The sequence below is a fragment of the Phenylobacterium aquaticum genome, from assembly GCF_022695515.1.
GTDB classification, from domain to species: domain Bacteria; phylum Pseudomonadota; class Alphaproteobacteria; order Caulobacterales; family Caulobacteraceae; genus Phenylobacterium; species Phenylobacterium aquaticum.
Genome location: NZ_JALDPT010000017.1, coordinates 37,572 through 61,735 on the forward strand (window position 1 = coordinate 37,572; position 24,164 = coordinate 61,735).

General features: G+C 65.3%; 22 protein-coding genes. 19 read left to right on the top strand and 3 right to left on the bottom strand.

Annotated features, from left to right (window positions below; all coding sequences use genetic code 11):
• Window positions 1-3 precede the first annotated feature (3 nt).
• From virB11 to MQH10_RS13875, 5 genes are all read left to right on the top strand, one after another.
• Entirely contained in the window at window positions 4-1,005 is a 1,002-nt protein-coding gene (gene virB11, locus MQH10_RS13855; RefSeq protein WP_242564627.1) for a P-type DNA transfer ATPase VirB11, read from the top strand.
• Window positions 971-2,836, top strand: a complete 1,866-nt coding sequence (locus tag MQH10_RS13860) for a type IV secretory system conjugative DNA transfer family protein (protein ID WP_242564628.1) — start codon at window positions 971-973, stop codon at window positions 2,834-2,836. Before virB11 ends, MQH10_RS13860 begins: the two co-directional genes overlap by 35 nt.
• On the top strand, window positions 2,826-3,494 hold the full coding sequence (locus tag MQH10_RS13865; protein WP_242564629.1) for an LPD7 domain-containing protein: 669 nt from the start codon (window positions 2,826-2,828) through the stop codon (window positions 3,492-3,494). The genes MQH10_RS13860 and MQH10_RS13865 overlap by 11 nt, the downstream gene beginning before the upstream one ends.
• Before the next feature lie 129 nt (window positions 3,495-3,623).
• Window positions 3,624-3,887, top strand: coding sequence for a helix-turn-helix domain-containing protein (locus tag MQH10_RS13870; protein WP_242564630.1), 264 nt, complete (start codon window positions 3,624-3,626; stop codon window positions 3,885-3,887).
• Window positions 3,888-3,908: 21 nt separating this feature from the next.
• The gene (locus tag MQH10_RS13875; RefSeq protein ID WP_242564631.1) at window positions 3,909-4,121 is read left to right on the top strand and encodes a hypothetical protein; all 213 of its coding nucleotides are present in this window, start codon (window positions 3,909-3,911) and stop codon (window positions 4,119-4,121) included.
• Window positions 4,122-4,152: 31 nt separating this feature from the next.
• Here MQH10_RS13875 and MQH10_RS13880 read toward each other — a convergent pair whose 3' ends face one another.
• The gene (locus MQH10_RS13880; RefSeq protein ID WP_242564632.1) at window positions 4,153-5,646 is read right to left on the bottom strand and encodes a gamma-glutamylcyclotransferase family protein; all 1,494 of its coding nucleotides are present in this window, start codon (window positions 5,644-5,646) and stop codon (window positions 4,153-4,155) included.
• Window positions 5,647-6,030: 384 nt separating this feature from the next.
• Here MQH10_RS13880 and MQH10_RS13885 point away from each other — a divergent pair, with 384 nt between their 5' ends.
• Both MQH10_RS13885 and MQH10_RS13890 read left to right on the top strand, forming a co-directional pair.
• Window positions 6,031-9,303: an NERD domain-containing protein gene (locus MQH10_RS13885; protein ID WP_242564633.1), complete on the top strand. Its 3,273-nt coding sequence runs from the start codon at window positions 6,031-6,033 to the stop codon at window positions 9,301-9,303.
• A 50-nt stretch (window positions 9,304-9,353) separates the two neighbouring features.
• Window positions 9,354-9,914, top strand: coding sequence for a HEPN domain-containing protein (locus MQH10_RS13890; RefSeq protein WP_242564634.1), 561 nt, complete (start codon window positions 9,354-9,356; stop codon window positions 9,912-9,914).
• A gap of 29 nt (window positions 9,915-9,943) precedes the next feature.
• On the opposite strand, the gene MQH10_RS13895 is transcribed toward MQH10_RS13890, so the two are convergent.
• Window positions 9,944-10,540 carry a hypothetical protein gene (locus MQH10_RS13895; protein ID WP_242564635.1) on the bottom strand — a complete coding sequence of 199 codons (597 nt, stop codon included), beginning with the start codon at window positions 10,538-10,540 and terminating at the stop codon, window positions 9,944-9,946.
• A 129-nt stretch (window positions 10,541-10,669) separates the two neighbouring features.
• Between MQH10_RS13895 and MQH10_RS13900 the strand changes: the two genes are divergently transcribed.
• The 4 genes from MQH10_RS13900 (at window position 10,670) to MQH10_RS13915 (ending at window position 15,334) form a co-directional block, all read left to right on the top strand.
• Window positions 10,670-11,464, top strand: coding sequence for a hypothetical protein (locus MQH10_RS13900; RefSeq protein ID WP_242564636.1), 795 nt, complete (start codon window positions 10,670-10,672; stop codon window positions 11,462-11,464).
• Window positions 11,461-12,120, top strand: a complete 660-nt coding sequence (locus MQH10_RS13905; RefSeq protein ID WP_242564637.1) for a hypothetical protein — start codon at window positions 11,461-11,463, stop codon at window positions 12,118-12,120. Before MQH10_RS13900 ends, MQH10_RS13905 begins: the two co-directional genes overlap by 4 nt.
• A gap of 62 nt (window positions 12,121-12,182) precedes the next feature.
• Window positions 12,183-14,291: a hypothetical protein gene (locus MQH10_RS13910; protein ID WP_242564638.1), complete on the top strand. Its 2,109-nt coding sequence runs from the start codon at window positions 12,183-12,185 to the stop codon at window positions 14,289-14,291.
• A 53-nt stretch (window positions 14,292-14,344) separates the two neighbouring features.
• Complete coding sequence (locus MQH10_RS13915) at window positions 14,345-15,334, top strand: hypothetical protein (RefSeq protein WP_242564639.1); 990 nt, start codon at window positions 14,345-14,347, stop codon at window positions 15,332-15,334.
• A gap of 230 nt (window positions 15,335-15,564) precedes the next feature.
• Here MQH10_RS13915 and MQH10_RS13920 read toward each other — a convergent pair whose 3' ends face one another.
• Complete coding sequence (locus MQH10_RS13920; protein ID WP_242564640.1) at window positions 15,565-16,167, bottom strand: TetR/AcrR family transcriptional regulator; 603 nt, start codon at window positions 16,165-16,167, stop codon at window positions 15,565-15,567.
• Window positions 16,168-16,355: 188 nt separating this feature from the next.
• Between MQH10_RS13920 and MQH10_RS13925 the strand changes: the two genes are divergently transcribed.
• From MQH10_RS13925 to MQH10_RS13960, 8 genes are all read left to right on the top strand, one after another.
• Window positions 16,356-17,879 (top strand): alpha/beta hydrolase family protein, encoded by a 1,524-nt coding sequence (locus MQH10_RS13925; protein ID WP_242564641.1) that lies wholly within the window; start codon window positions 16,356-16,358, stop codon window positions 17,877-17,879.
• Between the two features lie 24 nt (window positions 17,880-17,903).
• Window positions 17,904-18,161: a hypothetical protein gene (locus MQH10_RS13930; protein WP_242564642.1), complete on the top strand. Its 258-nt coding sequence runs from the start codon at window positions 17,904-17,906 to the stop codon at window positions 18,159-18,161.
• A 398-nt stretch (window positions 18,162-18,559) separates the two neighbouring features.
• Window positions 18,560-18,871: a DUF736 domain-containing protein gene (locus MQH10_RS13935; protein WP_242564643.1), complete on the top strand. Its 312-nt coding sequence runs from the start codon at window positions 18,560-18,562 to the stop codon at window positions 18,869-18,871.
• Between the two features lie 74 nt (window positions 18,872-18,945).
• Window positions 18,946-19,863 (top strand): ArdC family protein, encoded by a 918-nt coding sequence (locus tag MQH10_RS13940; RefSeq protein ID WP_242564644.1) that lies wholly within the window; start codon window positions 18,946-18,948, stop codon window positions 19,861-19,863.
• Between the two features lie 644 nt (window positions 19,864-20,507).
• On the top strand, window positions 20,508-21,017 hold the full coding sequence (locus MQH10_RS13945) for a hypothetical protein (protein ID WP_242564645.1): 510 nt from the start codon (window positions 20,508-20,510) through the stop codon (window positions 21,015-21,017).
• 39 nt (window positions 21,018-21,056) lie between these two features.
• Entirely contained in the window at window positions 21,057-22,427 is a 1,371-nt protein-coding gene (locus MQH10_RS13950) for a hypothetical protein (RefSeq protein WP_242564646.1), read from the top strand.
• Window positions 22,428-22,599: 172 nt separating this feature from the next.
• Entirely contained in the window at window positions 22,600-23,115 is a 516-nt protein-coding gene (mobC, locus tag MQH10_RS13955) for a plasmid mobilization relaxosome protein MobC (RefSeq protein ID WP_242564647.1), read from the top strand.
• The gene (locus tag MQH10_RS13960) at window positions 23,112-24,140 is read left to right on the top strand and encodes a relaxase/mobilization nuclease domain-containing protein (RefSeq protein ID WP_242564648.1); all 1,029 of its coding nucleotides are present in this window, start codon (window positions 23,112-23,114) and stop codon (window positions 24,138-24,140) included. Before mobC ends, MQH10_RS13960 begins: the two co-directional genes overlap by 4 nt.
• The last annotated feature ends 24 nt before the right edge of the window (window positions 24,141-24,164 follow it).

Here is a 24,164-nt window from a genome sequence, read left to right on the forward strand (position 1 = left end):
GCGATGGCCCACGACACCGCCATCCTGGAGCACTATCTGAAGCCGCTTCAGGCTTGCCTGCAGCCGGCCGGGGTGACGGAGGTCGTGGTCAACCGGCCGGGCGAGCTGGGGATCGAGCACGAGGGCGGCTGGGAGTGGCGCGCGGCGCCCGACCTGACCGAGACCTGGCTCTCAACCCTGGCCAAGGCCGCCGCCGCCTTCACCGCCCAGGACGTCACCCCCGAGACGCCGATCTGCTCGACGGTGCTGCCAGGCGGCGAGCGCTGCCAGATCGTCATCCCGCCGGCGGCCGAGCGGCTGTCGCTGACGCTGCGAAAGCCGTCGGCGACGACCTTCGACCTCGACGCCTTTGCCCGCAACGGCCTGTTCGATGATGTCGCTGTGGCGACCAACGACCTGTCCGCCGACGAAACGGGCCTCCTGGCCTTACGCGACGCCGGCGATTGGCCGGCCTTCTTCCGGCTCGCCGTGCGCAGCCGGCGCAATGTGCTGATTTCCGGCGCCACCGGCTCGGGCAAGACCACCTTCGCCAAGGGGCTGGTGCGGCTGATCCCCGATGGCGAGCGGCTGCTCACCATCGAAGATGCTCGCGAGCTCACGGTGCCGCACCGTAACGCCGTGCATCTGCTCTACGCCAAGGACGGGCAAGGGCTCGCCAAGGTCGGCGCCAAGCAGCTTCTGGAGAGCGCCCTGCGCATGCGGCCCGACCGAATATTGCTGCAGGAGCTGCGCGACGGGACGGCCTTCTTCTACCTGCGCAACGTCAACACTGGCCATCCCGGCTCGATCACCACCATCCACGCCGACAGCGCCACCCTCGCCTTTGAGCAACTCACCTTGCTGGTGAAGGAGTCCGAAGGCGGCCGGGACCTGGCGCGCGACGACATCCGCTCGCTGCTGCACATGCTCGTCGATGTCGTGGTTCAGCTGCGCCGGATCGACGGCCGCTTTCGCATGACGGAGGTCTGGTATGACCCGCTTCGCAAGCGCGCCCTGGCCGCTTAAGGCCGCCTATGTCGGCACGCTGGCGACGGCCGGCGTCGCTTTGCTCGGCGGGCTCGCCGCCGTCATCGCCCTGGCGGGGCTCAAGCGCCTGTCGCCCGACATCGACCCGGCGCAGGTCCCGGCCTGGTTCTGGTACTTCCGCGACGACCCCCAGGTGCGCCGATGGGTCGGGGTCGGCCTGCTGTCCGCGTTCGGCGGCGCCGGTGTCATCACGGTCGGGATCATCCGCAACCAGCGGCCGCCGCTGCATGGCGCCGCCCGTTGGGCCAGCGAAGCCGAGCTTGTCAGCGCCAGCCTTCGGTCGCGCCAGGGCATTGTTCTCGGCCGAAAGAGCGGCCGGCTCTTGGTGTTCGGCGGCTCCGAGCACGTCATGCTCCATGCGCCGACGCGCAGCGGCAAGGGCGTCGGGGTGGTCATCCCGAACCTGCTGACCTGGCCGGACTCGGTCGTGGTGCTCGACGTCAAGCGCGAGAACTGGGAGGCCAGCGCCGGCTTCCGCGCCGCCCATGGCCAGGACGTCGTCTTGTTCGATCCCCTCGACCCGGAGGGCCGCACGGCGCGGTTCAATCCGCTGGGTCATATTGACCGGGCGGACCCGGTCGCCGTGCTCGACGAGCTACAGAAGCTCGCCGTGATGTTGTTTCCGCCGCCGCAACACGGCGACCCGTTCTGGGCTGAGGCGGCGCGGACGGGCCTGATCGGCGTCGGCGCCTACGTCGCCGAAACCCCGGAGCTGCCCTTCAGCCTGGGCGCCATCTATCGCCAGCTCACCCACGGTGATCCGCGCAGCCGCCTGCCGGAGGAAGTGAAGGCGCGCGCCGCGGCCGGGCGGCCGCTCTCCTACGGCTGCGTCAGCGCCGTCTCAGACTTCTGTTCGGCCTCCGAGAACACCTTCGCCTCGATCAAACAGACCATCACCGCGCGGATGAACCTCTGGCTCAATCCCCGCGTCTGCGCCGCGACTGACGCCAGCGACTTCGACCTGCGGGACCTGCGCGAGCGCCGGATGTCGCTCTATCTCGGCGTCTCGCCAGACAACCTGACCCGCGTGGCGCCGCTCTACAATCTGCTGCTGCAGCAACTCGTGGACTTAAACACCCGGGAGCGGCCGACCGCCGAGCGGCACGCCGTCCAAGTGCTGATGGTCATGGACGAGTTCGCGCGGCTCGGCCACGCCGCCGTCATCGCCCACGGCTTCTCCTATGTCGCCGGCTATGGCCTGCGACTTCTCCCTGTACTGCAAAGCCCCGCGCAGTTGAGGGCGGAATACGGTCCGGACCTGGCCGAGGAGATCATGGCTAACTGCGGCCTGGAGATCGCCTTCGCGCCCAAGGAGCTGAAGGTCGCCCAGGACCTCTCCGAACGCCTGGGCTTCTGGACCTACTCGAGCCGCTCCCACAGCCGCCCAACCCTGCTGTCCGGAGGCCGGCGCAGCACCACCGAGTCCGATCAGCGCCGGGCTCTGATGATGCCGCAGGAACTGATCCAAATGGACCCTGGCCAGCTGATCCTGCTTCGGGCCGGGATGCCGCCGGTGCGTGGCCGGAAGATCCAGTACTGGCGGGAGAAGGCGTTCAGCACGCGCGTCGCCGCGCCGCCGGTCGTCGCCGCCCATCCGGCCATTGCCGCCGGCGTCTCAAGCGCGCCGCCGGTATCAGCCGCGACGCCCGGCCCGGACCTTCTCAGTCTCGACCTTGTCGCTCCCGCCCTGGAGGCGGCTGGGTTTGAGCCCCTGCCGACTGAAGGCGCGACCGACGCCGAGGTCGAGAGCTGGGTGGAGCGCTTCATTGATGCGTCGGTGACCCGAGAGGAGGTCGACCATGGCCGGTGACATAGATCGCAATCAGATCGACAGCGAGGGCCGTGGCCGCTCGATGAACAAGGGCGACGTACCCGATCCGGTGCGCCGACGGTACTACGTCGATGAGCGTGGCGGCCCGGGTCTCGGCTTCTACGCCGACGCCCGCATCCAAACGGCGGCCTTCCGGGACCTCGGCGCACGGTTGGTCTCGCCCCGCGCCGACCCCAACGCGATCCGCGACATGGCCGCGGTGGCCCATCATCGCGGCTGGACGGTGGTGGTGGTGCATGGCGAGGCGGAGTTCCGCCGCGAAGCCTGGCTGAGGTCGGCGGCCCTCGGCATGGAAGTGCGTGGCTACCAACCCACCGAGCGGGACCGCCAGGAACTCGAACGCCGCTTGGCGGCTCAGGCGCGGCAAGCCGCGCGCACTGCGAACGAACGGCCGGAGCGGGGTGACGCCGAAACCCGCGACAGCGCCGCCGCCGGTCGCGCCAATATGCGAGTTGTCGAGGCCGTCGTCCGCGCCAGGGTCGGGGACCGGCCGGCGCAGGACCGCATGCTATCGGCCGCCCGTGAACGGTTGGCGTCCTGGTTGGAGCAGGGCGTCCGGGTTCGTCCCGTCGACGTCGCCCGGTCTCAGCCTGTCCAGGACTCCCAGCGCTCGCGTGACCGGCAGCGGAGCCGCTAGCGGATCGGCGCGGCAGGTGATCGTCGGCGGCAGGAAGTATTGGCCCAGGCTTGAGTCGTCGCGTCCGGTTCGTAATATGTAGTCTGGAGACCGTGGTTTCATCGGCCACAGAAGTGTCCCGCTTCCCTGATGAAGGGAAGGGCGCTTCTGGCTTGGAATCTGCGGGCGTTACGCACCGCTAAGTCGCTCTCGCAGGAGCGGCTGGCGATCGACGCTGGCGTCGACCGAGCCTGGGTGAGCGAACTTGAGCGAGAGCAGGGCAACACTTCCGTCGATCTGCTCGACCGCCTCGCCGAGGCCCTCGGCGTGCCGATCGCGGATCTGTTCGCGGAACCCGCCCCCGACGCCGACAAGCCCCAGCCCCTGCGCAGCGGCCGACGCCCTCGCGACTGATCGCGCTGCGGGGTAGGGCCGGTGGATCGGGCCCTCGTCTGTGCGCACGGCAAGATGGTGGCGATGGTCGCCAGCGTGCTGCAGGCCTCAGGCGTCACGACCACGGATGAGTTCGCCCGGCTGCTGAAGGTGTTCGCCGAGACGGTTGGCGAAGCGGATGCCGAGCAGGCGGAGATTTTGGAGCTGTGGTCTGAGACGGTTGCCGCGATGTTGCCGCCGCAGCCCAAGCACTAGCGGATCGCCGGAAATTCGATTGAGCGAGAGCCTATCCCTCGCTCGATCCGAGCGTGGCTCGCTCCCTTTTGTCCCGCTTCGCGTCGGGATCTTCAACCGGCTCGACTGCCTCGATGAACTCGGCGACGTAGTCGGGCGGAAGGCCGTGCTCCTGGCTGCCAGCCAGGACGTGGTCCTTATACCAGCTGTAGGGCTTCAGGGCCTCGTCAATGGCGTCCGGTGAGGCGAGGTAAGTCAGCACTTTCCGCCGGCGGCCCTTGTCGTTGATGACCGTGACCACCTTGGCGTCATAGCCCTTTCCCGCGCCCTCGTGCCTGTCGAGGGCACCGCGTTCGGACGGGTCGAAGCTGAACAGCACGCCGATGACGGCGCTATCATCATCGGAGGTGGCGAAGGCGTCGCACTTCGCGGATTTGTCCTTGCTGAGCTTGTGAAAGCGCAGCGTGTGGCCGGGGAGGTTGGCAAGGCCCAGCGGCTTGGCGCTCGGCGTGCGCGCCCGCAGCCGCGCCGTCGACATGTTGGACCCGTAGGCGAAATATTCGGTCATCTCCGGGGTGCCGCTTTCGGTGTCCTCCGAGGCCTCGACCTCCGGGTCGCCCGGCTGGCGGATGGCGCGCAGCGGAACGGTCATGATGCTGTGGTCATGGGTCTCCTCGCCTTCGCGGGTGATGATCTGTTGGCTGTCCTCGACGTCGAGGATCGGAACGGGCCTGCCGGCCCAGCCGCAGTCGGCGCAGCGAGGCCGCTCCCACAGGACCCCCGGCGCGGCGGTGTTCTCGCCCTGCTCGGGTTCCAGGTGCGGCGAGCCGCAGTCGGGGCAAGCTTCGGGCACGCCGCGCAGGCCGCGAAGGATCAGGGACGAGGCCATGCCGATGGCGTGCTGGATCAGGCCGTGCGCCAGCTCGGCGTCGACCCAGGTGGCAGACTTCGAATGGGTCAGCCAGTTGGAGAACGTCCAGGCCGACTCGAGCGCGCCCTTCAGGACTCCGCGGCGCTCCTTGTTGGTCTCGCCCTGCATCAGCTCGTTGACGATGATCTCCGTCCAGGCCCGAAAGTTCGCGCGCTGGGGCGGGGCCTCGGTCCAGACCGCCGCGTCCTGGGCGACGCCGATCAGCTGGAGCAGGGTTTCTCGGCAGCGGACCCCGACCGCTTGATAGCCGGCGAGATTGTGGGCCTGGGCGACCGCGTCGCCGGCCTCTTCCATCATCTCGTAGACGCGGCCGAACGGGAGCAGCCGGACGTCGTCGCGCTGCTGCTCCTCCGTGCGGGGGATCCGCAGGATCAGGCCGATATGGAAGGTCAGCGCCAGGTCCATGTTGGGGAACTGCTGCTGGGAGTAGAGATTGGTGTTGCCGGTGATGACCCACCAGCGCTCCTTGTTCGTATGGATGTCCCACACGTCGTGGCGGGTGTTCAGCACCGCCTCCGAATAGACCTTCTGCAGGAAGGTTACTTCGAGATCGGGCGCCTGCCATTCGAAATATTCTCGAACGGTCTCGATCTCCTCCTCGCTGGCTTTCAGCATTCCCAGGCCTCGGCTGCAGTGATGTGTTGCGCCGACCTTAGTCCGTCGCGCGTGATCGAGGGAGGTGGGGAAAGCCTTCCCCTGCGGCCGAGCCTTGAAGTCTCGGCCGACCCCTTCCAGCGGGGACACCCCGCAACGCCCCGGCAAGGAGAGCGCCGGTAGGCGCGCTTGGCGGCAGCGCGCACTCGCGTCTTTGTTGCCACGCGGGTGCCGCCTCACATGGTCAGATGTTTCGTCTTTGTTCTTGTGCTAATTCATTGAACCCATGAGTGAGGCCCGAATCCGCAAGACCATCCATATCGACATGGACGCGTTCTATGCGTCGGTCGAACCTTGGAATGAGGGGAGGCTTGTTGAATTGGACCTTGGGGAGAGAGCCGCCTAGTGCCCAACGCCCCTTTCGGAACGATCTACATAAGTGCACCGATCGAGATCGCGTCCGAGCGCGTCGTCGTCGCCGCCTTGGCCAAGCGCCTGGAGCAGAACCAGGCGCCCTATGTCGTCATCGCCAACGTGGAGATCGGCGGCCGGCAGATCGACTGCGTCGTCGCCTCCGCCTCTTCTGTCACCCTCATCGAGGTCAAGGCCTCACGCACGCCCGTCCGTGGTGACATCAACGGCGTCTGGGCAAGGCGAGACGCCAGCGAGTCATGGAGGCCTTTCCGAAACGGCTATCAGCAGGCGGTCGGGGCTAAGAACGCCCTCAGGGACGCGATGTCGGCGGTGGCTCCCGTCGGCGACTACTACCCCGACGCCTGCGTGATCTTTGCCGACGCTCTGCCTGCAGGCTCAGAGCTCACGGTTGGTGATTTCAAGGCCCGTGTCACGACCCTAACGAACTTCCTTGCCGACTTTCCCGCCGGGCCGGCAAAGCGGCCGCCCTGGAGCTTGGACCAATGGCATGCGTTCGCGGCGTCCTTGTCGCTGGCGGCCGTCAGTCTAGACGAAGCCGTCGGCGGCGATCAGGTCCGCCGCGACCTCGAGCGCCTGCGTCTCTACAACGCCGCCGTTGCGCAAGAATACGGCCGCGCTGGTGAGCAGTGGCTCCACGAAGAGGGTGTTCCAGACGCCCTCGAACGCGCTGCGTCGGACAGCGGGGGATGTGTGATCGTCGGTCCGTCCGGCTGCGGAAAAACCCTAATGGCAGCGGCTCTGGCTAGCCGATTGGCCGCTGCTGGATCTCCTGTTCTGTTCTTCGCATCCAAGGATTTCGCCGGTGAGTGGGCCAAGGCCGTCCGTCGCGAAATCAGCCTTTTGACGGACGACTCCCCCGCGGAACTCCTGCGGGCCGTCGCTAATGGCGGACACCCCGTGTTCCTGATCCTCGACGGGATCAATGAGCTCGCCGGAACCGAGGCTCTTGCTCTGCGGGGGCTACGCGCGCTCGCGCGGCGGCTCGACGCAAAAGTCGTTTTGACGTCACAAGGACCAGCCGCCGGCTTTGACGGCCTCTCGACCTTCGAGGTTTCCCGGCCGAGCGATAACCTCAAGCAACGCATCGCCGAGCGTAATGGTCGACGCGTCAGCGGCAGCGTCGCTGACCTGCTGAAAGCCGTGGGCAGCGGCTTCGAGGCGGAGATGGTGGGCGACGTCGGCTCAAGGCTCGCGGGCGAGGCGACCCGCCTTGCCCTCATCGATCAATACATTCGGACGCGGCTTGGCGCTCACGCCCGCGCCGGCGCCTTTGGTCTGCGGCGCCTCGCCGTCGCCCTGCACGCCGACGTCGCATTCTCCATGGCCGAGGCGCGTTTTGATGAGTTCATGCGCCACGAGACCGTTGGCTTCGACGTGTGCGATGCGATGTTCGCAGCTGGACTGCTTGTCCGGCGCGTCGGTCGCGTGTCCTTCTCCCATGAGATGATCTTGAATGGGTGCGCGGCCTTTGGCCTGGCGAACATTGCAGCCCAAGATCCAGGAAGGTTCGGGGAACGTCTCTCAACGCCGCTACTCGCGCCCCTGGCCGGCGAAATTGTCACCGCGATGGAGAACGCGGACGCCTCAATGCGCGTGCTCGAGTCGGCGACCAGTTCCGATCTTATCGCGGCTGCAGCGGCCGGGAGCCTGGGACGCGTCGCAGCATCCAACGCTCGCAAGCTGATCGAAACGACCAAGCAAGCCTGCATCGAGGAGATTGAGGCCGTCACCCTGGAATTTGATCCTGACAACAAGGCTTACGCGGCGCGCTGGGGAGAGGCGGGCCGGCGTGAATGGACGCCGCCAGAGGAAGCTCGTCTCGGCGCCATCGGCAGATTGGCGACGTCGCTGGCGGGCTTCCAGGACTATCAGGATCTGTGCGCCGTCATGGATGCCCGACTGATCGAGGAACGCCGCCGGCTCGCGCCGGCGCTGAAGGCCGCCGGCATTGGCATCAGAAGTCCCAGTTTCGCGCTGGCGTATTACGGCATGGGCACCAGGATTGGGTTCAACCGCATCGACCACCACGGCTCACGCCGTCGCATGGGCGACACGTCCCAGGCCTTGCCGTCGCTCGACGTGGCGACGCTCACCTCAGGCCAGCTGCACTTCTACCTGGAAAACCGGCATGCCTTTTTCGGCGCTGACGACCGGGGGAAGTTCGCCGAAGAACTGATCTTCGTCCTGGGCGAGCGCTTCGCGCGCGAGCCCTACCACGTGCAGCTCGCTGCCCTGTCGGCAGTGGGATTCGCCCGTGAGGCTCCAGACGAGGTCCTGGGCGAACTGGTGGGCGCCATCAACGCCCTAGAGGTGCCGCAACACAATTGGGCGATCAACTCCAGCATCATCGACGCCCTGGGCCTCCTCGGGGCGCTCGAGGACGACGCCGAGAACGCGCGCGAGGGTATTCGCGCCGAGATCGCGGACGCGCTGGTGGACGGATCCGACGGCAACGACGCCTTGTCGCTCTATGTCCGGATGTTCGATCACCCGTTCAGCGCCATCTACTACGAAGAAATCCATGAGCTTTCGGAGGATCAGCGCCGAACGCTCTATCGACGGGCGCTGGCCTCGGTGGAGATCAAGCGCAGCCTAAGCCTGGGGTGGATCACGGCGGAGGTCGCCCGGCTCGAGGACCCTGCCGACGCGCCTCTATTCGTAAGGTTCGTGTCCCTGCCAGACCGGAGCAACCCGTTTCCCCAGGAAGAGTGGGGTGCCTTCACCCTCAGCCTTCGCTTCCTCGGCCGCCATGGGGCGCCGCTACCGGCGAGTGAAGGCGAGTCCGCCGAGGAGGCCTGCCTCAACGACATCCGGGTCCTGGTGCATGCGGCCGAGTCGCGCCGGACTGGAGACGTGGCCGCGGCGCATGACGCCTGGGCGCGTCTCCTTTCGCAGGCTCCAGGCCTGGTCGTGGGATGCCTTTCCGAGGTCAACGCCGCGCTCATGGAGCGACACTGGGCGGACGACAATAATCGCCCCTATCCCCCCGTTGACCTGCGCGACACCTATCCCACCGAATGCCTTCGGCTCGCGCGCCGCTTTGTCGAAGAAGCCGCGGATCCCCAGTATTTTCACAAGGTGCCGTTACGGGAGCGGGGGCCTGACCTGGTCTTCGGCACGCTCGGACGATTTGGTGACCGAAGCGATGTGGAGGTTCTCCGGCGCCTCGGGCGGGCGCACCGCTACTCCCGGTACGCGCTTGATGCCCTCAGAATCCTGGATTCAGCGGCGGCCGCGACATGAGCCGGGCCCCAGCTCATGTAACCCGCCACAGGCAAGAGGCCCGATAAGGCATGTCGGTCGATCGCCGTGATCGCCTCGTCGAACAGATCGTCGAAAGCCAACCGCGCCTGGTAAGCTTCGTTCGGCCTCTTCCCAGCGATATGATCGCTGGATCGTGGGATCTGCTGTCCTTCAGCTTTCAGCGCGGCTTCGAGCTGATGTGGGACCAAGCCTGCGCTGAGTCTTCGGGGCTTCTGACGCGACCGCTGCTCTCCCTGTGGCGACAGAGCGTCGAACTCGCTTTGAAGGCCTCTATCCTCGAAATCGCCGGGGGCATGAGCGGCAAGCTGAGTCACGATCTGCGAGGCCTATTCGACCGGCTACTCGCCGAGCGAGCCGCGCTCGGGCACGACGACGACGACGATCTCGCGCGCGACGTGGCGCGAATGATCGACCTCGTTCAGAGGTTCGATCCTTTCGCTGACCGCTTCCGCTACCCCACGACGAAAGATGGAACACCGTTTGAGGGTATCCAGGTCGACCTGGATGAGCTCTTCCAGGCGCACTGGATCATCGTGACCTGGTGCGAGGGAGCCGCGATCGAGGTCCGCGAATCCGCCGGCCCCATTTGAATCCATGTTTTACGCCCTACAGGCACCGACTAGTGCGGCCCACGCAGGTGGTGGAGATGCTGCGCAGCGCTGTTCGCTCGCCAGATGTAGCCGATCATGTCCGAGCGCCAGGCGCCGACGTCCGGGATCCGCTTCTTCGCGATCAGACGCTTCATGGCCTCAACCTCGCTGCGCACGTTCGTTCCGCTCGCGGCGCGTTCCAACTCCGCCACCGCCGCATCCCACGAGCCGCCTCGGTCGTAAATCGCCTCAAGCTTCTGGCAGATCGCCGCGATCTGCTCGCCACGCGAAGGCGGCCTGTCGCCTAGATTTGCGCCGCCGCCCTTCTGAAGGGTGACGTCTTCCATGACGGCGGTCAGCCCTACGTCCAAGTCTTTCGCGATCCCAGTCCACGTCTGCAGCCGCCAAGCGTCGCTGGGCCGCGCATAGTCGCCGACATAGGGGTTCAGTCGGAAGTGCCTTTTCACGACCGCGGGCAGCATTTCGAAGCTGTCGATGGTGGCGTGGATGTGGATTTGGAACAGACCCACATCGCCCCCGCGAGCGTCGTTTCTGGACAGGCCTTCGAGCCGGCGCAGGTTGAAGTCCGTCACCGGGTCACCCGTGTCGAAACGCCGGTCTGTCATTCAATCGCCTCCAAGCCGCCTTTGGCCAAGCTAGGTGGACGATACGTCAGAACCGGACGCAGCCAAGGGCGGCTTGACAAAACTCCCACAAACTGGAAGATAAGGAAACTTCCACCAACTGGAAATTACATGGGCCGTCCTTCGAAACATCCTGGATCCGCCTTCACCTCCCGTGAGCTGGCGCTCGCCGGCGGACTGACGCTCCGCAATTTCAGCCTCCTCCACGAGCAGGGTTTGGCGCCGGCCGCGGCCGGCGGCGGCGGCGGAAAGGGAGGGCACCGCACCTACGACAGCCCGGCTGTGGCCCAGGCCGCCCTGATTGGAGCGCTGCACCTGGCTGGGTTCGAGCTTCTCGTCGCGGCGAAGCTGGCGGAGGCCTTTGCCGAGGAAGCCAAGCATACCTACGGACGCTTGTTCTCCAACATCCAGACATACATCCAGGCCCCTCACAACCCACGCCCGGGCTTCAGGCCGTGGACGGCGTCTTCGACAGACCAGGTCGACGACGACTTTTGGGTCCACAACCGCTTGATCGATAGCGTTGTCGATTATCGCCGCGGCGTGGCCATGGTCGGCGACATGGTCATCGACATCGCTGACCATGAATTTGTCCTGACCGAGCACCATGGCGCCAAAATCAAGATCTTCTCGCCGGTCGCGGCCAAGGGTCTGGACGCGAATCCGGACTACCGCATCATCGGGCGGGGTTCCTCAGTTCAGATCGTCCCGATCACGGATGAAGTCGACACCCTCGATTTCTCCACGGACCCGGTGTCGGCCGCGCGCTACAAGGCCCTGGAGGAAGATTATCTGGGGGCGCGTGAGAACGCGGTGACGCGGGTCCGGGTCAATGTTTCGCTGGCCATCCGCAATGCCTTCGACCGCGTCGCCGATGACCGGAACCTGCCCCGGAAGGCCGCATGACCGACCATTCCGAGATGGACGCCGCCCGAAAGGCGGCGATGCAGCGACATTTCATGGTCACGGGGGAGGTGGTCTGGGAATGGAACGCTCTCCATCGGACGCTTGGCTACATTTTCATGTCCTTGCTGGGCGACCGTCAAACCCATGTTTCAAACGCGCTCTGGCTCACACCCGGCAGCGATAAGGCGCAGCGCGACCTTCTAAAGACAGCGGTCGATTGGGCCGACGGCTTCCGGGAGGTGGACAGAGAGCGCCTCGGCTGGGTGCTCGACCAAACCGATAAACTTGGCGCGCACCGCAACGACATCGTTCACGGCTATCCTGGATTTCTGATCACCGAGAATGGCCTGACCACACATTTGTCGTCCGGGCAGAACTCGCTCAGGCGAGTCCTGAAGCAGCAGCGGATCGATACCCCGTTCCATGAGCTGATGGCTGCGCTATGCGACGACCTGCGGCGCCTCGAGCACTACGTTGGCGAGCTGTGGCGCCGCCTGAAGCCGGTCGATGGCGTGCGGAAAGCCGCGCCCCGGCGGCCTGTTCTCCGGTCGCTAGCGCTTGTTGATGCCGGCTATAAGCGAACGCACATCCCGCCCAATAGGAAGCGCCGCAAACCAAGGGTTTCCAAGCGGAAGGCCGATCACAGGCCCGCGTAGGGGGCCGGCGCTCGATCGAGGAAGGGAAACATCGTAGCGTCGTGGGCAGGGGAACGAACGATATGTCCGAAGTGATTTTGCCGCTGCCCGAGCTTCGCCACAGCTTCACGGGCCGAGTCAGGAATTTCAACCTCCCGCCGACCGCATCGAACTGCATGATGCCGGTCTATGAGGCCGTGACCAACGCCCTCTACGCCATTCAAGAGCGTTTCCCTGAGACTTGGGCCGACGACGGCAAGATCACCATCGAGGTTCTCAGGGGCGAATCCTCGGACATTGGAGCGCATGCCCCAGTGACCGGGTTCCTCGTGACCGACAACGGCATCGGCCTTGGTGACGCGTTGTTCGGACATTTTTGCGAGCTGGACACTGAATACCGCGCCGACAAGAAAGGCCGCGGGATCGGCCGCCTCTCTTGGATCAAGGTGTTCAACACGGCGGAAGTCTCGTCGGTGTTTGACCGAGACGGCGAGAAGGTTGCCCGTTCCTTCGCCTTCCGGCTCTCCAACGAGAGGCCGTTCGACTCGTATCTCGAGTCAGAACGCGATGACGATGCGGCAACTGGCACCCAGGTCAAACTGGACAGCTTCCGGGAGACCTACAATGCCAAGGCCTATGTCGACCCGGCGGATATTCGGAATAGTCTCCTAGCGCATTTCATTGCGCTGTTCGCCCAGCCGAAACGCCTTAAGATCGACCTGATCGACGAGCGGAAAACAACCAACCTCTCCAACCTGTTCTTCGACTCTATCGTTGGTTCAAAGGTGCCGGTCCAGGTCGTGATCGACGAGCACCACGCAGCCTCGATCCTGCACGTGCTTCTCCCAAAGAAGCTGGCGCCGATCGGCAATTCCCTGATCTACTGCGCAGCGGATCGCTCGGTCATCACGAAACCTATTTCGGAGATGATCGGGCTAAAGGCGCTGCCGAACGACACGCTCGGCCCGCTCATCTACATCGGCCTCGTGTCGGGACCGCTTTTCGACGACTCCCTGAACCACGAGCGTACCGGTTTTGACTTCGGCGACATCGACTTTGAGGTCGTGAACAAGGTGCTAGTCGATACCGCTAAGAGCTTCCTCGACCCTTACTTAGCGGAACCGCGCCGCCGAAATCGGGAGATGCTCGACAAGCTGTTAGAGACCAATCCGCTCTACGCATCAGCAATCGACGATATCGAAGGCTACGCTGCAGGCATGCCGCTCAATTGGGATGAGACGCGCCTAGTTCAGGACGTGGCTCTGAAGCGACACCGCTACACCAAGGCGCTCTTCAAGCAGATCGAGAAGCTGGAAGCCAACACCGCCAGCATGTCAGACGAGACCTTCGCGGCACACGTATCCAGGCTCACGGCGCAGCTGGGCGATGCCGAGAAAAGTGCTTTGGCGCAATATGTCGTCGAGCGCCGCTGGGTGATTGAACTTCTCAAGGAACGTCGGAAGATTGATCTATCGACCTCTCGGCACGAGCCGGAGAACATCGTTCACGAGGTCTTCTGCCCACTCGGCGTCACCAGCGACACCATGGACTATGACGACCACAATCTGTGGCTCATCGACGATCGCCTTGCCTACTACAGCTACATCACGTCCGATCGCCCAATTAGGTCGTTCGCCGCCGACACAGCGGAGCCGGAGCCGGAGACAGTCGAGCGTCGGTCTGACCTGACAGCGATGGGGGCATTCGGCGAAGCCGGCGAACCCGATTTGGCGATCTTCAAGCGGCCGATGCTATTCCGCCGCGCCAACACCATGGACCCCGCGGTCATTATCGAATTCAAAGCCCCCAGCAAGACGGCCTATTCGGGCGCGCCGGGCGACAATCCAGTCATACAAATTCGGAAGTACATCGAGTCCCTGCTTGAGAAGACCTGTTACTCCTACGACGGTGAACGCATCGCTGACATCAACAAGGGCACGCCGTTCCTGTGCTTCTTAATCGCCGAACCGTCGCAGCAGCTATATGAATTGCTGCGGCAGCATCAGATCCACAAACCGACTCCAGACGGAGACGGGCGCTTCGCTTACCTTGAGGATTTGAACGCCTATTTTGAGTTCATTCCTTATGACCAGGTCCTCAAGAATGCGGCGCTTCGCAATGAGGCCTTCTTCCGAAAGCTGAAGGTAGAGCGCCTGCCGGCCACGCCCGCCAAAGAGGTGCCAGCAGCGTAGCGTTGCCAAAAGGGAGGCGAGATCCTTATCCGCCGTAGACGCTCAAGGATCCCATGGACTCACTCCTCTCTAACGCGGTTCAGTCCATCGAGATCGGCGTCGAGGATTTCCGATCGTCCGATCAGCGAAGGCTCGTCTCGGCCGTCCGGAACGTGCAGGCCGGCATGCTACTCCTGTGCAAAGAGAAGCTGCGCCGCTTATCGCCGCCAGGGACCGACGAGGTCCTGATCAAAGCGCGGATCGCGCCAGGCCTGGATTCGGCGGGGCAGCTTGCCTTCAGAGGACAAGGCGAAAAGACCGTCGACGAACAACAGATCGTCGAGCGCTTCGGTCAGCTCGGGATTCAGCTCGACTGGTCGCCATTGCGCAAGCTGACCAGCCATCGGAACGTCCTTGAGCACTACCGATACTTGGGAAGCCGCGAGGAGCTCCGCGAGGTGGTGGCGCAGTCGGCGACAATGATCCGCAGGCTGTTCGATGTCTTGGGCCTAGACCCCGTCGACATACTTGATGCCGACTGCTGGGAGTTCCTGCTCGAGAACGAAGCGGTCTTCCAGGAAGAGCTCGCGCGCAGCCGTGCGTCGATCCAAATGATGCGCTGGCGGTCCCCCACGATGGCTCGCGCCGCGATAACAGACCTGTCGTGCATCAATTGCCGCTCGGAGTTGCTTGAGCTCGAAAATCCCGACAACGTCGACCAGGAAACGGCTCGGCTCAAGTGTCGGGCCTGTGGGTGGACCTTCTCCGCCAAGGAACGCATCTGGCCGACCCTCGTCCAGTATTTCGGCCAGGATTTATATGAGGCCGCCACCCAGGGAGGCCTGCCGCCGGTTTTCAAATGCGATGTCTGCCGTGAAGTCGCGGTGGTGGCCCAAGAGGGCGAATGCGCCTGTTGCGGGAAAAGCGGTTACGAGCTCCGGTGCGAGGTCTGCAATGCAATCCTCACCGACGAGGATCGGGAGCAAGGCGATTCCCGATGCCTCCAGCACGTCGATTCTCAATACGCGTTTTTCTCAAACGACCGCACCGCAGTGCCAGACTAGCGGCCGATTTCCGTCCTTAACGGAGAGCGGCCGGCGAGCGTGCTCGGTCCCGCCGCGTGCCGCGGCTCCTACGGGTCCGCCCCTGCGGGCGCCTGCGGCGTCGCCGGCCGCTCGACGGCGCTTCCCGCCCTGCAGCGCCTGAAGGCGCGCAGGCTCCTTGCAGCCTCACATGGGGATTTTGGTGTCAAGCTCGGCAGTACCGCAGAGGCGAGCCGTGGCCCATCCGCCAGTCAGGCTCCAGACTGCTGACCGGCCAGCCCCTCGAACATGGCTACTACCACCTCGCGACTTGGCGGACGCGGCGCGGACGCGCGGAACTGGTTAAGGCCCGGTACGATGGCGTGCAACAACAGGGCGAAGGACTCGACCGGCATGGGCAACTCGTTCTCATCGAAGAGTTCCAACAGCCGCGCCTTTGTGCGGGTAGGCCCCATCGAGGTGATGTCCGCCAACCGCTTCTTCATGTCCTCGTGGGTGAGGGCATAGAGCTGGAACTCCGCCGCTCCGACCGCCGCGCGCACCACGTCCCCCCGGCCCTCGTAGATCGCCTCGCCAAGCCGGCGTAGCCGATCACGTACAGTACCCTGCCGTCCCTTGGGCCAGGCGAAGGGCGCCATCGCCTCGTCGGGCAGACCGGCCAGCGCGGCGACGATCATCGCGTCCTTGCTTTCGAAGTTGTCGTAGACCGCGCCCTTGGTCACGCCGACCCGTTTGGCGACGCCGTCGACCGAGACGCCGTGCAGGCCCTTTTCGCCGATCACCGCCAGCGTGGCCTCTAGGAGCTTGCCTCGCGTCGCGGCGCGTCGCGCGCTCATTTTGCCCAGTTCGGTCATTGACATACCTATAGTACGTACTATTAGTACCCTCATTACATACCTGAAGTATGTTGTTTTGCGGGATCGCTGGCAAGGAGAGCCGCATGTCATCGCCTTCACGACGTCAATTCAGCCTCGGCGCGCTTGGCGCCGGTATTTGCGCGGCCGGGGCCGCCTATGGTCAAACTGCAAAGGGGGAGGCCGCCATGGCCATTGATGAAGGTCAGTTCGTCAGCATCAACGGCCAGGAGCAGTGGATCACCATCCGCGGTCGTGACCTCAAGAACCCGGTGCTGCTCATCCTGCATGGGGGTCCCGGGTTCCCAATGAGCTTCATGGCGCCGGTCTTCGCCGAGTGGGAGAAGCGCTTCACGCTCGTCCAATGGGACCAGCCTGGCGGCGGCGCCACCTGGTCGAAGAACGAGGCCGACCCCGGTCCGCTCACCTATGCCCGCTTCGTCGACGACGGGATCGAGGTGACCGAGTGGGTGCGTCGGCGGCTGGGCGCCGTCAGCCCTGTGCTGATGGAGCGCTATCGCGCGGGCGAGCTGACCCTGGACCAGATGATGGCCTATGCGGTCAGCGTGGATCACGCGCGCCAGGAGCAGGTGTTCGATCAACTCGGGCCGGATCGCCCGTCCTACCTGATCCGCCGCACCATGACCGAGGCCAAGGTCATGGCGACGGATCGGAGGGCGATCTTCGTCGGCGCCGAGGCCTACGGCGAGGCGGGCGGCACCATCCTGCGCGACCTCTTCACAGAAGACGGCGGCGGCTGGTTCGAGGACCCGGCCTTGCTGGACCGGCTCGCCGCCGAGAAGCTGGCTGGGATCGCCCAGGCGGTGCGGGACGCGGAGGGATGGAAATGGGCCGAGGCCCACATCGACTACCCGCGCGCGCTCGGCCTTGCCCGCGTCTATCCGCACCCGGTGGAGCGCCCGGAGGAAGAGACGGCCCGCATGTCGGCGCTGTCCGAGGAATACGACGCCCTGGTCAGCGAGTGGGATGCCGTCGAGACGCTTCCGCCCGAGATCGAAGCCCGCTTCGCCGAGATCGACGCGGCGCTGGAAGCCTTCGGTGATGGGACCGCCTTCGACCCCGACGAAATCGCGCGGGGCGGGGTGTTCGTCATCCTGGGTCAGGACGGTGTCGCCCGGGTAGAGCGGGGCCTGATCCGGCCCGAGGACGTCCCGGCGCCCGAGCCCGCAGCCGAAGTGGAGCCCGATGGCGTAGCTGCAGGCGGGGAAGAACACGGCGGGGAGGGCGGTTCCGCCGAGACGGTGCGGGACGAGGAGGCGGACGACGATGCGGGCGCCCCTTTGTCGGAGCGGCTGGTTCTGGACCTTACGGCCCACCGCACCCTGGCGCTGCGGGACGCCCTGGCCGCGCAGCCGACCGTGGCGCTGAGCGCCGTGGTTCACAGCTTGGCGTTGACCGCCTTCTACCCACCCTACGACCGCGCTTCGTGCCTGGAGATCAAGGGCTCGTCCGCTTACCTCGACGGCCATGCGCCGGGCATCGACGACACTCGCGCCGGACGCAGCATCGCTGAGCGCCATGAGCGCTGGGCTGTGCGTCTGCCAAAGGAGGCGGGGGACGTTTGGGCCTTCGTGCAGGCCCTGGCCGCGACCGACCTGCTGGACCTTCTGGCGCATAGCGCGAGCCTGACGGTCAATGCCGTGCGGGCGCCGTTCGACCGCAAGCCGGGGGCGTGGGGCCATGCAGACTAGCTGGCGCAAGCCGTTGAGTTGGACATGAGCAGCTACTGGTCGCCCAGCGTCGGCAGTTATCTCGGCCGGGTCACCAAGGCCAGGATCGGCGAGGCCGTGCGGGAGGCGGTGTCGGAAGAGGCGGCGGCCCGGATCGAGGGCCTGAAGAAGCCCGATATGGCGTCGGAGGCTGAGGCCTTGCTCGCGGGCAAGGGCTGGTTGCCGAGCCTGCTGCGAGCGCCCATCCCGGCGACGGAGACGGTTGATCCGGCGGCTGCGGCGGAGGCCCGGGCGGCTGCATAGAACGGGCGCCGCGTCAGCGGTTCCGACCTAGACTTCATGGAGGGCCGCGCGTCGTCAGGCGTGCGGTCTTTCTCTTGTCCGTGGGCAGGCGTCCTTTGAACGGCGGCGTGGTCGCCACGCCGTTCTCCGCGATGTGTCAGACCGGCCCATGCCGCCTCTCTTGGCGCAAGAAAGCCGAGGGGTTCGGGCCGTACCGGCCCCGCTGATCGACGCAACGGCGTCGCCGACTTCTTTCCCCTGACGCCTGCGGCGTCATTCCTCGCGCAGCAAACAAGTCGGCGCCCGCCGTCCTCCGCTGCGCTGCGGGCCTGCGGCTGCATCGCCCAGCGCCCCTCGTCCTGAAGACCGCCATCGAGGCCGCGATGGGCGCGGTCCGAAGAACCTCAGGAGACTTCACCATGGCGACCATCGGCACCTTCACCAAGGACGACGCCGGCAACTACAACGGCGCGATCAAGACCCTGACCCTCAACGTCAAGGCGGCCACCCTCCGCAAGGTCGAGAAGACCAACGACCAGGCCCCCGACTTCCGCATCTTCTCCGGCCAGACCGAGTTCGGCGCCGCCTGGAAGAAGACCTCCCGTGAGGACCGGGAATACCTCTCGGTCAAGCTGGACGACCCGAGCTTCCACGCTCCGATCTACGCCAGCCTGGTCGACGCCGACGAGGGCTACAGCTTGATCTGGTCGCGCAGCCGCCAGGCCGACTGACCCACCCGCAGAGCGCCTCGCTGGCTGCCGGCGGGGCGCCGCTTCCCCAAAAATCCATTCGACAGGAGGGCGCCATGTTGCGCGCATCCGAGACCTCACGCCCCGACGCCAGGCAAGACCTCTACAGCCGGGTAACCAACGCCATCGTCGCCGATCTCGAAAACGGCGTCCGCCCTTGGACCAAGCCCTGGTCCGCCGAGCATCTCGCCGGGAAGATCAGCCGCCCGCTTCGCTCCACCGGCGAGCCCTACAGCGGCATCAATGTCATCCTGCTCTGGGCCGAATCCGTCGCCCGAGGCTACACGGCGCCAATCTGGATCACCTTCCGGCAAGCCCTCGCTCTGGGCGGCCACGTCCGCAAGGGCGAGCACGGCGCCACGGTGGTCTACGCCAACCGGATCACCCGCACCGAGTCCGGCGATGAGGGCCAGGACGTCGAGCGTCAGATCCCGTTTCTCAAGGCCTACACCGTCTTCAACGTCGATCAGGTTGAGGGCCTGCCCGCGCACTTCCATGCCGTGGCCGAACCCAAGCTCGACGCCGCGCAGCGGATCGACCACGCCGAGGCCTTCTTCGCCGCCACCGGCGCCGACATCCGCCACGGCGGCAGCCAGGCCTACTACGCCATGGGCCCCGATCACGTGCAGATGCCGCCCTTCGAGTGCTTCGCGGACCCGGAGGCCTACTACGCCACCCTGGCCCATGAATGCACCCACTGGACCCGGCACCCGACGCGCCTGGACCGAGACTTCGGCCGCAGCCGCTGGGGCGACGAGGGTTATGCCCGTGAAGAGCTGGTGGCCGAACTGGGCGCGGCTTTCCTCTGCGCCGACCTGGGTCTGGAGCTTACCCCCCGACCCGACCACGCCAGCTACATCGCCAACTGGCTGCAGGTCCTGAAGGACGACCGGCGGTTCATCTTCACCGCCGCCGCCCATGCTCAGCGAGCGGCGGACTTTTTGCATCAGTGGCAGGCCGTGCAGGCGGCGTGAACAGGGAATGGCGGGCGCTCCGGCGCTCGCCAACTCTGTGATAGAAGGACGGTGGGGTTGATACCGGTCTAGAAGGCGGCAGCCCCCTTAGGTATCCCCACATACCGCGAGACCGGGATACCCCGACACGCCGAGACGACGAAACCGTGATACCCGCACGGGCCCCAGATCCTTAACAGCTACAGTATGTTGCCAATTTTCGGGGGTCTGTACGAACCGCCTCGGTATGCGAGCGTGTGTCTTATGCGCGAACTCGAATGTTGAGCTCGTCGGATATGGTGTCAATTCAAACGCAGATACCGAAACTACGCATTCGACTTGTAAAGCGGCGGGGAGCACGATGATGCCATCGTGAAGGTCACGGGAATAGCTGGCGTCCAAACCCAGCCGAATCCCGAAAAGCCCTCGGTCGTCACGGTTCCTGGGGCAGGTCGATAGCGAAGGGCTCGGCGTCCAAACCCGAGCCCGCCTCTATTTCAGCACTCAGGTGAACCATGGCCCGCGGCAAAGCACGATCCATTCAGAGGCGGCAGCTCGACGCTCGCAAGAAGCTGTGGCCTGAACTGTCAACGGACATGTTGTGGAGCATGGACAACGAGGGCTGGGTGGCTCTGCCGCGGCTGATGCCCCTAATGATGAGCATCATGGACGACCTCGCCGGTAAGGGCGTCCCGGTCAGCCGCACCTATCTGGAGCTCTGGTCGAGGGTTCGCATCGAAGAGAACTTCATCGCCCTCAGTCGCCCTGGAGAAATGGCCTTCCACGCGGGATTCGAAGGACAGCGAGCAATGCGGACGTGGAAGGACCGCATGCATCGGCTGGCCGATCTGGGCTTCATTGGAGTCATGGGCGGACCGCTCGGGGACTTGTCGTACGCGGTGATCTACAACCCCTACTACGTCATCAAACGCGCCTACCTTGCCAAGAAGGTGCACGAGAACAAGTGGCAAGCGCTGGCGATCCGAGCCAACGAGGTGAGCGCCTTCGACCTCGACGACCTCGACGACGCAGGTAACTTCATCACCGACGATGATGATGATGATGCCGCGCCAGCTGCGCCGGCGAACTCGAAGCCTGCGCCTGGTACGACCCGCAGCCCCGCAAAGCCAGGCGCCTCACGGATCGTTCGGCGAGCGAAGCCGGCGGCGAAATGATTATCGATCTCGCCCAGGTGGCCTGAGGCTCATCGGCAAATGGCGATCACCGAGCTCGACGAGCGCCGCTTCAACGCGCTGGCCGGCTACATCCGCCAGCCGCACATTCTTATGGCGGTTCAGGAGTACGACTGGCTTGCGACCAAGAGCGAACGGGTCCTTGGCATCCTCACCTGGGATCGCGTTGATTACGACTTTGGCTGGATCGCCCTGGCCCGTGACGAGACGCTGCGCTACCGAGCCGTCGCCGTGCAGTCGTCCCTGCCGAGCACAGAGGCGGCGCGCAGGGATCTGACCGCCGCAATGGAACGGCTCGAGGCCGAGGCCGACGAGTCGTTTCATCAGGGTGACGTTGTGACCCCGCCCGTCGACTTCTTCGCCCCGCTGGTGCCGCCCGAGCGATGGCATCCGAATTTTCGGCTACTGGTCGATCACCCACGATATTCGCCGGCTCGCGAACTGATCGCCGCGATGATGCGCTATCACGAAGACGCCGACGGCAATTTCATCGAGCAGTTTCAGACGACAGGTTTCGATGCGCGGGTGTGGGAGCTCTATCTCTACGCGACATTCACAGAGCTCGGCTTCGCTCTTCAACCCAACCTGCAAGCGCCGGACTTCATCCTGTCCAGTATGGCTGGTGCATTCGGCGTAGAGGCAACGTCGTCAAACCCGTCCCAAGGTCTGGCCCCTGAGGTGCCTCAGACGCTGGACGCGACCCGCGCCTATCTCGAAAACTACGTCCCGATTAAACTCGCGACGGCGCTGAAGAAGAAGCTCAACAAACGAAGGCCGTACTGGACAATCCCGGAGATGCGCGGCCTGCCGTTCGTCATCGCTCTGCAGGACTTTCATGCACCGGGGTGGATGCGGACCATCGTGCCTGCCGCCACCGAATACGTCTTCGGCGTGCGGCACTGGATCGAGGAAGGTCAGCGCAGAATCGCTTGGATAGGCGAGCATCGATACGAGAACCGCGCGGAGCCGTCGGGGTTCTTTCGACTGCCGAACAGCGAACACGTCAGCGCCGTGCTGGTGAATCCTCAGGGCACGCTGGTAAAATTCAACCGGCTGGGCTTCCTCGCTGGGTTCGGAGACCGCCGTATCCAAATGGTCCGGACTGGCTTGCGGCGCTACGACAACGATCCGGTCGATCCGCGCCCGCGACCTTTCAGCGACGAGGTCCACCGGGCCGACTATCGCGAGAGCTGGATCGAGGGCGCCGTCGTCCTTCATAACCCGAACGCCGCCGTTCCACTCGATCCGTCGCTTCTTCCTGGAGCCACCCACGAGTTCCTAGAACCCGATGGCCGGATCATGAGCCTTCTTCCTCCCGATCCCCCGCCCTACATGGCGCAGACCATTATCGCTCTCGACGATGACCCGTCTGTGGGGCCGGAAGACACCTAGATCGAAAGTCCGAATCTGGCCCGGCTGGGGCGGCCCGAAGGGGCGGCGGGCGAGCGGGCGCGGGGCGTAGGCTTACGCATCGCGCGCGCCGAGGGGAGGGGCCAGTCTGAGTTCGTCGTTGTCTAGGGCAGGATAGCCTTCGCGGCGGCGGATCACTACGTGGAGCGGCCCGGTGGCCAATCTCAGTCTTCGGGTGCCTGACGAGTTGCTGGCCCGGTTCGATGCCGCCGCCGGCGGGCAGGGTGGTCGTGCGCCGACTTTGCGCCGGCTCATGGACCAGGCGGCAGCCGGGCTTTCAGCGCCGGGCGAGCGGCTTCCGACACGTCCCCTGAAGCTGACGGTTCGCCTTACTGCTGAGGACGGGGAGGGTCTGGCGCGCGAAGCGGCCGGCATGGCGCTCACCCCGAACGGCTGGGTGGCCGCGCTCATCCGCCACCGCCTTCACGGCAAGCCGACCTTTTGCTCCGGTGAGACGGTCGCCCTGCTGGCGATCCAGGGCGAGGTGCGGCGGATCGGTGTGAACGTGAACCAGATCGCCCGGGCCCTGAACACCGCCGTCATGGAGGGCAAGGTGCTCGAGCTGGAGATCGCCTATCTCGACGCTCTGAGGACAGAACTACGTGCGCACATGTTCACACTGCGCGAGGCGTTCGAGGGCAATCTCGCTTACTGGGCGGTTGAGCCGTGACTGACTTCCAGATGGTCCAGGGTTTCGAGGACGTCTGGCGCCCACCCGTCCGGCAGCGGATCGTGCGGCCCCGCACCGTGCTGCGGCCGCCGCTAGATTCGGGCGAGGGCGCTAGGGCGCGTCTGGAGCGGGTCGCCGCCCGCGCCCCCGAAGTGATGGTCAAGGTCACCGGCCGCACACGGGACGGCGCCCATCTTCGCGCGCACCTGGAATACATCTCGCGCATCGGCCAGCTGGAGCTTGAGGGCGCCGATGGCGCCCTGATCGTCAGCCGCCGCGACGTTGCGGATCTGGCGGACGAATGGGCCGGGGCGGCGCTCGCTGACAGATCCCGCCGCAAAAACTCGCCGGTCAGCCACTCCGTCATCCTGTCCATGCCGGCTGGTACGAGCGAGATCGCGGTGCGGGACGCCGCCCGATCCTTTGCGGCTGACATGTTCGCAGGCCGGCATGACTACGTGTTCACACTGCATACCGACACGCCACGTCCACATGTTCACCTGTCCATCTGTTCGCGTAGCCACGCGGGCGAGCGGCTCAATCCGAAGAAGGCCGACCTGGAACTCTGGCGCCAGACCTTTGCGCAGGCGCTTCGCGACCGCGGGGTCGAAGCTGAGGCGACGCCGAGACGCGCGCGCGGCGTCACCCGCAAGGCCGAGCGGACATCGCTGCGGAAGATCCGAGACCGGGAAGTGGCGGGGGAGGGGCCCATGGGGCGCGTCCGCCGTTCGGCGTATCGTGAGGCGGCGGGCGCCGCCTTCCAGGGACGGACCGAGCGGACCCCCTGGGAGCAGAGGATCGTCGCCCGGCAACAAGCTATTCGCGAGCTGTACCTTACGCAGGCCAGGCTGCTTGGCCGCTCAGGCGATCCGGCCGATCGAGCCCTGGGCGCAAAGGTGGAGGCGTTCGTTCGAAGCATGCCCCAACCCGATACGCAGCGCTTGGCGTTAGCGCGGGAACTTCGGGCGGCGAACGAAGCGATGCGGAATCGCAATCTTGGCGAAGATCGGGAGCGGCCACGATAACCTATATATGATTGGAACTGCGGA